Origin of the sequence: Vibrio mytili (assembly GCF_000830505.1) — a bacterium.
GTDB classification, from domain to species: Bacteria; Pseudomonadota; Gammaproteobacteria; order Enterobacterales; family Vibrionaceae; genus Vibrio; species Vibrio mytili.
In genome coordinates, this window is the sequence record NZ_JXOK01000049.1 from 129,774 (window position 1) to 142,830 (window position 13,057).

The window sequence follows — 13,057 nt, forward strand, 5'->3', positions numbered from 1 at the left end:
GAGAACAATTCAAAATGGAGTCAGCATGACCAATACTTATCACTCACTGAGTGAGCGTATTACACAGCAGTATTCACGTTTAACCGAGAGTAGTCGACGGGTTGCCGATTATCTGCAGCTTAATCCAGAAAAAATATTGATATTGTCGACTTCGGAGATCGCAGAATCTTGCTCTGTATCTAAAGCCAGTGTTAGCCGCTTTATTCGGCAGCTTGGTTATGATGATTATGTTGCACTCCGTCAAGAGTTGATGCAAGCGCGAGACAAGGGAGTGCCAGTAATGACTTCCAAAATCGAAAACCCGGAAATTCAGCATGACATGAAAGCGATCGAGCAGTTGTGGTCGCAGTTATCCAGTCTAGATATCAGTGAGCTGGTTGACTCCATCGCCAGCGCAAAATGTGTGAAAATTATTGGTTTTCGCAACAGCTACCCGTTGGCGATGCACTTTAGGCAACAGTTGATGCAGTGCCGTGATCATGTTCAGCTCCTGCCTCTGCCGGGTCAAACCCTTGGGGAAGATCTGGTTACGCTATCTGGTGATGACTTCGTCATTATCATCGGCATTCGTCGACGCATTGCGAAGTTTGACAAAATTATTGAGCATTTAAAGGGGAAACGCTGTTTGCTGATTACGGATCAATCAGGACAAAAGTACACAGAATCTGTGACCCATTCTTTGATCTGCCATATGAATAACCAAGTGCCTTTAGACAGTTACGCGGTTCCAATGAGTCTGATTGCGTATTTGGTCAATCATGTCTATCGCTACTTAGGTCCAAGCGCTGCGGCACTTAGCCGCAGCATTTCATTAAGCTACTCAGAAATGAATGAAGTTGAGTAGTAGTTGACGTTGCGTGCTGGTTATACCTTCAACTCAATTGATTGGAGATAGACATCGTTTATTGAACGTTGGACTCCGATACGTTAGTCAACTCCTCATTGACCCAGTATTTTGAACCAGAAACGTTTGCATCAATGAGCAAGCCTTTAGAGTTGAGTTGATAAACTGCGACACCATTATTGAAATGTGCGGCTAGCGATTCTGCTTCTTCACCTGCTACTGCCGATGCTTTGCTCGATGCTTCCCAACCGTCATTAATAAAAGAATCGAAGTCAGCCTTGTTTTCAAACAAAACCACTTGCTGATAAAACTCGCCGCCAGCACCCAGAGCAACGCCCATACCAAACATGTTCATGTAGGTCCGTTGGCTGGTCTCTTTGTTGACCGCAACACCGGATCCTGAGTTTGTGTGAAATAACAAAGATAAGGCGCGTGAATCAAACACGGCGTAACCATAGGCGCTGTCGTAAATGGCTTTTGCTTCCGGTTGTTCGTTGAACAGTTTGAAAAGGGTACTGTCTGCCATCAAGTCAACTGCTTGGCGAGCTTCTTCCGGTGTATCGCTCTTCATCAACTGATCTATCTTTTTGTCCGCGATATCGATCCACTCTTTGCTTTTTTCAATGCTGGCATCCGTCCACTCACCAGCGGTGTTGATTGCTTCTTCGGACCAGTTCATGAAGTCTTGCCAGGCTTGTTTGGAGAACGTCTTCGTGTTGTCCCAAGCTTCTTGCGCACCTTCTGCAACCGCTTCACCGAGCTCCGACATTTTTTCAGAAATCTTGTCCCAATCTGCATGAGCAGGAGAGGAGAGTAATATCAGCGTGGTTAAGGCAACGATTGTTTTTTTCATCGACTCAGTCTCTAGTGGAATGGATTTATATTTATTCTAGGTGAAAATAGCAGCGGAAACATGGATTACATTTTCACTATGACAAAAAAATCACGTACTTACGTAGTTTTGACACGTAAAGATAAAACGAAAAAGCCTTCAAACCGAAGTTTGAAGGCTTTGTTTCTATTTGGCTTTTTCTACCAGAGAATTGCTTAAGTGATTACTTGCTTACTTTGCCAAGCTGCAGCCATGTATCAATTACGGTATCTGGATTGAGCGACACTGAGCTGATGCCCTGTTCCATTAACCATTCGGCTAAATCTTCGTGGTCAGAAGGACCTTGACCACAAATACCCACGTATTTGCCAGCCTTGGTTGCCGCGTCAATCGCCATTTGCAGCATAACTTTAACCGCAGGGTTGCGCTCATCAAATAGGTGAGCAACATCGCCAGAATCACGATCTAGGCCAAGCGTTAGCTGAGTCATATCGTTTGAGCCGATTGAGAAGCCATCGAAGTACTTCAAGAACTCATCAGCAAGTACTGCGTTTGAAGGCAGCTCGCACATCATGATGACTTTCAGACCTTGGTCGCCACGACGTAAATCGAATTTTGCCAGTAAGTCGATGACCGATGCGGCTTCGCTTGGCGTACGAACAAATGGGATCATGACTTCAACGTTCTTCAGACCCATCTCATTACGAACGCGTTTGATGGCTTGAGTTTCTAACTCAAAACAGTCTTCAAACACTGGTGAAATGTAACGAGACGCACCACGGAAGCCCAACATTGGGTTTTCCTCATGCGGTTCGAATGCTTTTCCGCCAACCAAGTTGCTGTACTCGTTCGACTTAAAGTCCGACATACGAACGATCACGCGTTTTGGCCAGAATGCCGACGCGATGGTGGCAATGCCTTCAGTTAGCTTGCTGACGTAGAAATCGATTGGATCGTTGTAGCCACGGATACGCTGCGTGATTTCCGCTTTGAGTTCATCGCTCTGAGCATCAAAGTTCAACAGCGCTTTCGGGTGAATACCGATCATTTTGTTGATGATGAATTCAAGACGTGCAAGACCAACCCCTTCGTTTGGAATTTGTGCAAAGTCGAAAGCGCGATCCGGGTTGCCCACGTTCATCATGACTTTGGTCGGTAGTAGAGGCAGTTCTTCTACCGAAGAACGTTTCACTTCGAAATCCAAGTCGCCTTGATAAACGTAACCTGTTTCTCCTTCAGCACACGATACGGTGACAGTCGTGTTATCGCTCAGCTTGCTGGTAGCATCACCACAACCTACGATTGCTGGGATGCCAAGTTCACGTGCAATGATCGCAGCGTGGCACGTACGACCACCACGGTTGGTTACGATCGCAGAGGCTTTCTTCATGACTGGTTCCCAGTCTGGGTCTGTCATGTCAGTCACCAATACGTCACCGTCTTGAACCAATGACATTTGGTCCAGAGAATCGACTAAACGTACGGGACCTTTACCAATACGTTGACCGATAGCTCGACCTTCAATTAATACGTCTGCTTTGTTATTGAGCTCATAACGTTCAATCACGTTCTTCTCGTTTTGAGAACATACTGTTTCTGGACGAGCCTGCACAATGTACAGCTTGCCATCAATACCATCTTTGGCCCACTCAATATCCATTGGACGTTGGTAGTGCTTCTCGATGATCATCGCTTGTTTTGCCAGCTCTTTGATTTCTTCATCGTTGAGAGAGAACGTATTACGCTCTTCATCCGAAGTATCGATGATGTCGACTTGTTTACCGATCTCTTGGTTGGCGGAGTAAATCATTTTGATCTGTTTAGAACCAAAAGTTTTCTTCACTATCGGATGAGCACCGGCTTCCAGCATTGGTTTGTGAACGTAAAACTCATCTGGGTTGACGGCACCTTGAACGACCATTTCACCGAGGCCCCAAGATGACGTAATGAAAACAACTTGATCGAAGCCTGACTCGGTATCTAGCGTAAACATGACGCCCGACGACGCTTTATCAGAGCGGACCATGCGTTGAATACCGGCTGATAGAGAGATACCACGGTGGTCAAACCCTTGGTGTACACGGTAAGAGATAGCACGGTCATTAAACAGAGAAGCGTAAACGTGTTTCGTCGCTTCCATTACCGCATCAATCCCTTGGACGTTTAGGAAGGTTTCTTGCTGACCAGCAAAAGAGGCGTCTGGTAAGTCCTCTGCGGTAGCAGAAGAACGTACAGCAACTGAAAGTTCCGGGTTACCTTCAACCAATTCTTGGTAGTTTTCGCGGATTTCTTGTTCGAGATCCGCAGGGAAAGGCGCGTCTAATACCCATTGACGGATTGTAGCGCCTGTCTTACGCAGAGCGTCCACGTCGTCAACGTCCAGTTCATCGAGTAGTTGGTGAATACGCTCATCCAAACCTTCATAATCAAGGAATTGATTAAACGCATAGGAGGTTGTCGCAAAACCGTTTGGAACCGAAACGCCAACGTTAGCAAGGTTAGATACCATTTCACCAAGCGAAGCGTTCTTACCGCCGACTTTGTCGACATCATTCATGGATAGACCATTGAACCAGAGGGTGTTCTTTTGCATGTCTTTCTCCAGCAACATTGCAGCTTTTGTAGGGGACTTAAAACAACCTAAACACGTACCCGCTCGCTATATCGTTATAAAATTCACAGACAGTGTGACAACAGATTGTGTAACCAGAGTAACGAGTTACAGTAACCCATAATTCACTATGTGCGACTTTTACAGCACAATTTTCGACCAGTCACGTTCCAGGTTGAGTTCAAAGGCAAACGATTACATTCTGGCTAAAAAAATTCGGGGGAATTTTCAAAGCTGTGGGGAACCTAACTGAAAGCCAAATCAATTTATTAATATTATGTTGTCCATCCTACTCAAATGAATTTTAAATATTAAACAAAAATGCAAAAAAATAACCAAAGTCGTGATGTGTTCTATGTTTCTGATGGAACGGCCATAACATGTGAGACATTGGGCCATGTTGTCCTGGGTCAATTTCCGTTTGTTCCGAGTGAAAAAACCTTTCCTTTCGTAGAAACGCCAGACAAAGCGTTGGATGTTATCAAACAAATTGAAACTTCCTATCGCCAAAATGGTGTCAAACCTTTGGTGTTTTTCTCTATTGTGGTTCCACAGGTACGGGAAATGCTGCTGGCTACCCCAGCGTTTAGTTATGATGTATTGGAAAGCATCGTGCAAAAAGTGCAAGACGATATTCAGATGGCACCAAAACCTAAGTTGCAGCGTTCGCGTAGTGTGGGTAAAGATTCCGATACTTATTTCGACCGTATCGCTGCAATCGAATACACTTTGGCGCATGATGACGGCATTACGCTTAAAGGTTTGGAGCAAGCCGATATTATCCTGCTGGGTGTTTCTCGTAGTGGTAAAACGCCAACGAGCTTGTATATGGCGATGCAATTTGGTTTGCGCGTTGTGAACTATCCGTTTATTGCAGAAGACGTGAAGATGCTTCGTCTTTTACCAGAATTTGAAATCTATCGGCACAAGTTGTTTGGATTAACGATTAACCCAGAACGTTTGACTGAAATTCGTGAGAATCGCTTATCAGGCAGTGATTACGCCAGTCAAGAGCAGTGTAAATTGGAGTTGGATACGGTTGAAGCGCTGTTCAGAAGGGAAGCAATCCCTTATATCAATACCTCGTCCTTGTCGGTAGAAGAAATTACCACGCGTATATTAGAAAAGGCAGGCATGAAGCGTCGATTATTTTAACTGTCTCGACAGCCCAATTTTCTCTACAGAGAAAGGGACACAAAAAAAAGCGGCTTTACCCCGGAAAAGATAAAAGCCGCTTGCCAACTGACGAGTTAACGTCTTATTGCATAATCACTTATCGCATAATCATTTGTTCGCGGCCTGGGCCGACAGAAACCATTTTCACTGGAACGCCCATTAGCTCTTCAATGCGCAGAACGTATTTCTGCGCAGCTTGCGGTAATTCTTCAAATTGACGACATCCCGTAATATCTTCACTCCAGCTTTCCATTTTTTCGTAGATTGGTGCGAGTGAAGCCGTTTGAGGCCAAATTGGGTTTTCACTGTGATCGCCTTCGTAGCCGACACAGATTTTCAGATCTTTTAGGCCAGTCAGACAGTCAACTTTGGTGAGCGCGATTTCAGTTGCGGCTTGCAGTTCTACGCCGTTCTTCGTTGCTACTGCGTCAAAGTAACCCATGTCACGCGGACGACCTGTGGTTGCGCCAAACTCACCAGCGAGTTCACGGAAAGCGTCTTGCTCTTCCATCGCTGTGATCAACGTGCCAGTGCCAACTGATGAGCTGAATGCTTTTGCTACTGCGATAACACGCTCAGGACGAAGTGCTGGTAAACCGCTACCGATACCAGCATACATAGACACAACGTTTGACGAGGTTGTCCACGGGTATTCACCGTAAACAAGGTCACGACCCGCGCCTAACTGTGCTTCGAACAACAACGTTTTGTCTTGTGCTTGTAGATCTTTTAGTGGCAAGGTCACGTTACAAATAGAGTCGCGCCAAGGTTCAGACACTTCTAACAGCCAGTCAGCGAGTTCTTGGGCTGTTTGTTCGAATTCGAACGTAGGGTAGAGCGCGCGAAGTTGTGGCAGTTTCCAATCCATCATGAATTGAAGACGTTCAACCAACACTTCAGGTTGTTGTAGCCAACCGACAAGGATGCCTTTTTTCATCACACGGTCACCGTATGCAGGTGCAATACCTTGACGAGTAGAACCGTATGCTTTGTCGCCTAAGCGTTGTTCTTCTAGTGTGTCTTCTAGTGAGTGAAGAGGAAGACACAGGGTAGCGCGATCTGAGATACGCATATTTACGCTCACGCCCGCTTCTTGGACTTCTGCGATTTCCTGAGATAGCAGGGCAGGCTAATCACCATGCCTGGACCTAAAACAGCAATACAATCTGGGTTAAATACGCCGCTAGGGAGTTGGTGCAGTTTGAACGTGCCTAGGTCATTCACCACGGTGTGACCCGCGTTGTTTCCACCTTGGAAACGAATGCTTGCAGAAGCTTGCTCTGCCAAAAAGTCTACGATTCGGCCTTTGCTTCATCACCCCAGTTTGCACCTACAACAACAATTGACGACATAATTTACCCTCCAAAAACTGATGCAAAAATCTTAAGGTGTTCGCCATGATAAGAGAAATTAATTATACTGATTAAGTTGATAAGGTTTTCATATGAGGAGTGGCAAAACATGTTGGATCTTAATTGGCTACGCACTTTTGTCACCCTAGCTGAGGTGAAGCACTTTGGTAAAACCGCAACAGAGCTGCATATGACTCAGCCTAATGTAAGTCTTCATATCAAGCAGTTAGAGCAGGCGACTCGCACTAAACTGATTGAGCGCAACCCGGTACAATTGACTCAGGCAGGAAAACGACTGCTGTACACTGCGCAAGATATGCTGAATGAACTACAAATTTGTCAGTCTGATATAAACGCAATCAATGATCTGACTCAGGGGACACTGTCTATTGCAGCCAGTGACATTGTTTCGCGCTTGTTACTGATTAAGCCCTTCCAGAAGTTTAAGAATGAGTACCCTGGGATTGATTTAGCCTTGTTTAATACCACGTCTTATCAGGCGGTTGACTTGGTAAAAAGCGCTCGCGCAGATATCGGGTTTGTGATCGCGCAGAAAGAAAGCCAGCCATTGCACTTTACACCCCTCACGCAGATCCATTGGTGTGCCTTTGGCGACAATATTTTTGAGTGGCAGGAAAACAAACAGGAAAACCAGACCTTAATTTTGTTAGGTCATGACACGCGCACTCGAGAGTTGATTGACGCGTCCTTACCTGAGTTAGGTCTGCCGAAGCATCGAGTCATGGAAGTGGGAAGTGTGGAAGCTCAGATAGATTGGGCGGAAGCCGGGTTCGGTACTGCGATCGTTCCAGACTTTTCTCTCGACCCGAGACTTAAACTATCGCGAGTGCTCACACCGTTGCCAAGCTTTCCTAACACAGATTTTGGCTATATTGTTCGCCAGAATCAGGTGCTCTCCAAAGCGGCCAAACAGTTGTTGCTTTGGGTAGGAGAGAATGTCTCGGAAGTCAGCTAGGCGTACTGATTGTTTGGGAATATCTATTGTTTAGAAATGGCCGTTAGTTAGGAATATCGGCGGTTATCTGGGCACTCTGTTCAGATAACCAAGTCGCAAACTTGCCGACCATCGTATTGTCTTCATGTTTGGGGAGTAGCAAATGATAGCTGTTACCTGACGCGACATAACTGTCGAAAGGTCGAACTAATCGTTTGAGTTTTAAGTCTTGTGCGGCGAGGGTGATGTCGCCGATTGCGATGCCAAACCCTTGCTCAGCGGCATTGACGGCTTGGTCTAATGTAGCAAAAGTTTGATTCCCCCTGCCTTGGATATTGTGATGACCGCGAGCTGCCAACCACATCGACCAGTCCGATTGTTCGGTGTTCGCATGTAACCAAGTACAACGCTTAAGAATTGCAATCTCATCTAACCCTTCTTGCTGGGCTTTCTTCGTCATGTTTTCCCACCATTGCGGTGCGCAAACTGGCGCAAGCACTTCATCAAACAGCACGACTTGGTCCATTTTTCTGCTTCGAATGGGCTTGCCGTAGGTAATGAGCAGATCGAAGCTGTCGAAATTAGGAATCACTTGGTGTTTGGTGGTCGACGTTAATTCAATGTTTACATCGGGATACGCTTGCTGAAAGTTAGCAATATGGGTGAGTAACCATGAAGTGATACAACTTGGGGCGCTGAGTTTGATTCGGTTCGCGCTATCGATAACTTCACGAATCGAGGCTTGTAAGCGTTGAATAATATCTTCAGCTAGTGGAATAAACTTTTCGCCTTCTGGGGTGAGAGCTAGGCCTCGGGCTTGACGATAAAATAGAGTCACACCCATCAAGCTTTCAATCGACTGGATTTGTCTACTGATGGCGCCCTGAGTCATATTGAGGGCTTCGGCAGCATGCGTGAAATTCAAGTGTTGTGCCGTGGCTAAGAAGGCTTGCAGATTTTTTGTGGAAGGAAGTCTCGTGTTCATGTTCATACCCATGCATTTTTTGCATGGCTAGTATGCCTTTATTTCGATTTAATCCAAAGTGCTTTTTGACTACTTTATTACTCAAAGAGATATTTAATTTACATTAGTCGTAATGTAATGACTATTTATTCAGTAAGAGGTTGTGGTTATTATGTCATTAGCTGAGAAGCTTGCTCCTGAGAACATAAAAAAATTAATACCATATCAGTCCGCAAGACGTATTGGTGGCACGGGACATTTATGGCTTAACGCGAACGAACTCGAAGAGCCTTTATTGTTTAAACCTCATCAGTCGCCATTGAATCGCTATCCCGACTTTATGCCTCATGATATTGCCTCGGCTTATCAGGCTTACTGTCAAACGCGACAGCCCACGTTGGCGGTGCGTGGTGCCGATGAAGCGATAGATTTACTTGTGCGTACGTTTTGCCAGCCGGGTAACGACGGCATCGTGACGTGCAGCCCGACTTATGCGATGTATGAGTTTTGCGCCGAGTCATTAGCCGTTGAAGTCATCGATTGCCCATTGCTTTTACCCGACTTTGAGCTCGACGTGGATAGTGTGGTTAAAGCCGCTGAACAAGCGAGTATTGTGTTTTTATGTTCGCCAAACAACCCAACTGGCCAGTTGTTGAGTCGTGAAAAGGTGATAGCAGTGCTGGAACAAACCCAGCAGAGTGCGCTTGTGGTTGTCGATGAGGCGTACATTGAGTTTGAGCTGAGCCAAAGCATCGTTGATCTGGTTGAGCAATATCCAAACTTAGTCGTCATACGTACTTTGTCGAAGGCATTTGGTCTTGCGGCGGTACGATGCGGTTTCATTATCGCTCAACAACCAGTGATGGATTTTGTCAGTAAATTGATACCACCTTATCCAATGCCAGACAGCTCTGCAGAAATCGTTCTGCAAGCTTTAAGTCCAGAGGGGCTGGAGAAGGTAGCGAGCCACACCGCCACCTTAATTGAATCTCGCCAACGCTTTGTTGAGAGAATTCAACATCTTGAATGGATAGATACCATTTATCCTTCGGATACTAACTTTGTGTTAATTCGTACTCTGCCGGACGTTGATCTTTTTGAATATTTACGTCAACAAGGCATCGTAACACGTAATCAAACCCATGAACCAAGCTTGCAAAACTGTGTCAGAATTACGATTGGCACTGAACGAAGTATGCAAGAGGTGGCCCATGCAATTTGTCGTTACACCTGCGAACTGACACCATCTACTGAACAATAATAGGGACATCACACATGAACAAACTGCTTAGCGTTTTCGCTTGTACCGCTGCACTTCTTTCTACGCCTTTGATGGCAAAAGAAGTGCGTTTAGCTTCTGATTTTACGTATCCGCCATTTAACTATAAAGATGCGAGCGGGACTCCGGTTGGCTTTGATATTGAAATTGCTGACGCACTTTGTAAAGAAGCAAAGTTAGACTGCACTTGGGTATCACAAGGTTGGGATTCCCTGATCCCGAGTTTGCTTGCGCGTAAATCCGACGTGATCATGGCTTCTATGCGAATTACGGAAGACCGTAAAAAGCGTGTGTTGTTTACTGATAAATACTACCAAACACCAGCACGATTTGTGGCGAAAGCAGACAGCGGTATTGAAATCACCAAAGAGGGCTTGAAAGACAAAGTCATCGGAGTGCAAACCGGTACGATTCATGACATGTACGTGACGGACAAGTTCGGCTCAGTTGCCACTATCAAGCGTTATTCTGGTCAGGATGAAGTCTATCTTGATATGGCGAATGGTCGTTTGGATGTCACGTTTGGCAACTCGGATCAACTTGCACTGGCATTCTTGGACAAAGAGGTGGGTCAGGGCTTTGATTTTGTTGGTGCAGCAGTCACAGATAAGGCCTACATCGGTGAAGGTACAGCGCTAGCACTACGCAAAACAGATAAAGAATTAGCGGAGAAGTTTAATCAAGCGATTAAAGCGATTCGTTCTAATGGCACCTACGATAAGATCGCAGCGAAGTACTTCTCTTTTGATATTTATGGTGAAGAGTTGTAAATACTTACTATCACTGCTTACCTAAGAGATGAATTGAACAAGCCTATCTTGCTTAGCAAGGTAGGCTTTTTTTGCGTCGTTTTTACTCGTATTGATATTACGAAATCGGCTCAACTGATGAAAAATCGAAACGCAGCGTCTAAAATGGTTCACCATGTTTGTTGGTAGTAAGCCTTCTATGAGTTTAAATACACTAACTATCCCATTGCCTTCGTTGATCCACCGTATTGGTGGGGAACACGCCAAGCGAGCGAAAGTCATTGCGGTGGAGAAAGGGTGTGAGTTGAAGCGAATTCGGCGATCCAGAAACTGGCAAATTTCTGGTGAAGCTCTGAATTTGAAGAGGGTGCTTGATCACCTCAGCGTGGAAGAGTCAGAAGCGTTCGGATTTATGATCAGTAAACTGGAAGTTGGCTTGTCAGCGCACCAAGACAAACTGGAACCGCTAGAAGAAAAACTGGTGCGTTTAGTATTGCAGAACTCGAATATTACCCTGGCTGAGTTAATGGCTGAGACCAATTGTACGATTGCTCAAGCTCGTAGCGCGCGTTTTGAAGCAGAATTGCTCTAGTTCTCGAGGCGTTTGCAAATCCATGCCTTATAAATAAACGCACGACTCCAAATGATGAGTTCATCACCGGAGTCGCGGTCAAAATATTTTTCTACGTCACTTTACACAGCTTACTTTTCTAATGCGGGTTTTGACAGTCGGCCTTTTGCCGCGTTATTTTTAGCTTCAGGGTTTTCACTTTCGGCTTCTGGTTTTGGTAGTACTAAAGTCATGACAATCGCTGCAATACCACTGGCGGTGACTGGTGACCCTAATACGCTTTGCATGATCTTAGGCATGCTTTCGAGAATTTCAGGCACTAACATCACGCCAAATCCGATACCGAATGAAACAGCCAAAATCATCAGGTTTCTGCGGTCTAGTTCTTCATTTGAGATGATCTTAATACCGGCTGCTGCTACGGTGCCAAACATGACGAGTGTTGCACCGCCAATGACGGGTTTAGGAATGGTTGTGAGGATTGCTCCGATGAGCGGGAACAAGCCAAGTACACACAAAATCAACGCAACAAAATAGCCTACATAACGGCTCGCAATGCCTGTTAGATGAATCACGCTGTTGTTCTGACTGAACGTGGTGTTTGGGAAAGTATTAAACACAGCGGCTATCAACGAATTGACGCCATCACCTAAAATGCCAGCTTTGATTCGTTTCAAGTACTGTGGACCAGAAACAGGCTGTTTAGTGATAATACAGTTCGCTGTAATATCGCCAGCTGACTCAATCGCTGTGATGGCATAAATGACAGCGATTGGCACAAAGGCAATCCAGTCAAAGTCGAAGCCATACTTAAATGGTATCGGCACACTGACCAAAGGTTGATTGAATGCACCGTCAAAGTTCACCATCCCCATCGCTGCGGCGATGACGTAACCTAAGACCATTCCAATCAATATGGAAGAAAGCCTCACCATCAGGTTTTTAGAGCGGTTTAAAACAATGATCGTCGTGAGTACGACTGTCCCTAAAGCAAGGTTGTTCCAAGAACCAAAGTCGGGCGCGTTAAAACCACCCGCTAAGTCCGTCATCCCTACTTTAATAAGAGAAATACCGATGGTTGTTACCACGATGCCTGCAACAACGGGTGTGATGATGCGTTTGAGTTTGCTGATAAACTGAGAAAGAATGATTTCGATAAAGGCACCGACAAAGCAAACACCAAATATCATTGCCAAAATCTCTTCCGGTCCACCACCTTGAGATTTAACAATGAAACCTGCGGCCAGTACGGAACTGAGAAAAGCGAAACTGGTTCCCTGAACACACACTAACCCAGCGCCAATCGGGCCGATACGGCGTGCCTGAATAAACGTACCCACGCCCGATACGATTAACGCCATACTAATCAGATACGGGACATGCTCTCCCAGTCCGAGTACCCCACCGATAATTAGAGTAGGGGTGATGATGCCGACAAAGCTTGCGAGAACATGCTGTAAACCAGCATAAAGTGCCGCGCCTGTGTTGGGTTTGTCTTCCAACTCGTAAATAAGGTCGCTGGATTCTTGTTGAGACATACTGACTTCCTTGTATTCATTATTGTGTCCTATTATGAATACAATTGAGCAATCTTTGTGCCACAAGTTTCTTGACTGTCTAGTCAAGTTATTACAGGGGGTTAAGTTGTCCGCTCTCAAATCCTGTGGGCATTTTTGTATCGAAATGGTGCAGTTTTATTCAATATAGTGCACTGTTCACCTTAA

10 protein-coding genes and 1 pseudogene are annotated in these 13,057 nt (G+C 45.4%); 6 read left to right on the plus strand and 5 right to left on the minus strand.

What is annotated here, in order from left to right:
• The first annotated feature begins 25 nt into the window (after positions 1-25).
• Positions 26-844 carry a MurR/RpiR family transcriptional regulator gene (locus SU60_RS12890; RefSeq protein WP_041155858.1) on the plus strand — a complete coding sequence of 273 codons (819 nt, stop codon included), beginning with the start codon at positions 26-28 and terminating at the stop codon, positions 842-844.
• A gap of 58 nt (positions 845-902) precedes the next feature.
• Here the strand turns inward: SU60_RS12890 and SU60_RS12895 are convergent, their stop codons facing one another.
• Together SU60_RS12895 and ppsA are read right to left on the minus strand one after the other, a co-directional pair.
• Positions 903-1,697, minus strand: a complete 795-nt coding sequence (locus tag SU60_RS12895; RefSeq protein WP_041155859.1) for a lipid-binding SYLF domain-containing protein — start codon at positions 1,695-1,697, stop codon at positions 903-905.
• Between the two features lie 202 nt (positions 1,698-1,899).
• Positions 1,900-4,269: a phosphoenolpyruvate synthase gene (gene ppsA, locus SU60_RS12900; RefSeq protein ID WP_041155860.1), complete on the minus strand. Its 2,370-nt coding sequence runs from the start codon at positions 4,267-4,269 to the stop codon at positions 1,900-1,902.
• Between the two features lie 339 nt (positions 4,270-4,608).
• Between ppsA and ppsR the strand changes: the two genes are divergently transcribed.
• The gene (gene ppsR / locus SU60_RS12905) at positions 4,609-5,442 is read left to right on the plus strand and encodes a posphoenolpyruvate synthetase regulatory kinase/phosphorylase PpsR (RefSeq protein WP_041155861.1); all 834 of its coding nucleotides are present in this window, start codon (positions 4,609-4,611) and stop codon (positions 5,440-5,442) included.
• A 118-nt stretch (positions 5,443-5,560) separates the two neighbouring features.
• Here the strand turns inward: ppsR and SU60_RS12910 are convergent.
• Positions 5,561-6,750: pseudogene (locus tag SU60_RS12910) on the minus strand (adenylosuccinate synthetase).
• 174 nt (positions 6,751-6,924) lie between these two features.
• On the opposite strand from SU60_RS12910, the gene SU60_RS12915 reads away from it, so the two are divergent.
• Positions 6,925-7,791, plus strand: coding sequence for a LysR family transcriptional regulator (locus tag SU60_RS12915; protein ID WP_041155862.1), 867 nt, complete (start codon positions 6,925-6,927; stop codon positions 7,789-7,791).
• 43 nt (positions 7,792-7,834) lie between these two features.
• Here SU60_RS12915 and SU60_RS12920 read toward each other — a convergent pair whose 3' ends face one another.
• On the minus strand, positions 7,835-8,755 hold the full coding sequence (locus SU60_RS12920; RefSeq protein WP_041155974.1) for a LysR substrate-binding domain-containing protein: 921 nt from the start codon (positions 8,753-8,755) through the stop codon (positions 7,835-7,837).
• A gap of 148 nt (positions 8,756-8,903) precedes the next feature.
• On the opposite strand from SU60_RS12920, the gene hisC reads away from it, so the two are divergent.
• From hisC to SU60_RS12935, 3 genes are all read left to right on the plus strand, one after another.
• The gene (gene hisC, locus SU60_RS12925) at positions 8,904-9,995 is read left to right on the plus strand and encodes a histidinol-phosphate transaminase (protein WP_041155975.1); all 1,092 of its coding nucleotides are present in this window, start codon (positions 8,904-8,906) and stop codon (positions 9,993-9,995) included.
• Positions 9,996-10,009: 14 nt separating this feature from the next.
• Positions 10,010-10,783, plus strand: coding sequence for an ABC transporter substrate-binding protein (locus SU60_RS12930; protein ID WP_041155863.1), 774 nt, complete (start codon positions 10,010-10,012; stop codon positions 10,781-10,783).
• Positions 10,784-10,961: 178 nt separating this feature from the next.
• A complete protein-coding gene (locus SU60_RS12935) occupies positions 10,962-11,354 on the plus strand; it encodes a ribosome recycling factor family protein (RefSeq protein ID WP_041155976.1) in 393 nt (130 codons plus the stop codon).
• Between the two features lie 110 nt (positions 11,355-11,464).
• On the opposite strand, the gene SU60_RS12940 is transcribed toward SU60_RS12935, so the two are convergent.
• Entirely contained in the window at positions 11,465-12,871 is a 1,407-nt protein-coding gene (locus tag SU60_RS12940) for a uracil-xanthine permease family protein (RefSeq protein ID WP_041155864.1), read from the minus strand.
• Between the last annotated feature and the right edge of the window lie 186 nt (positions 12,872-13,057).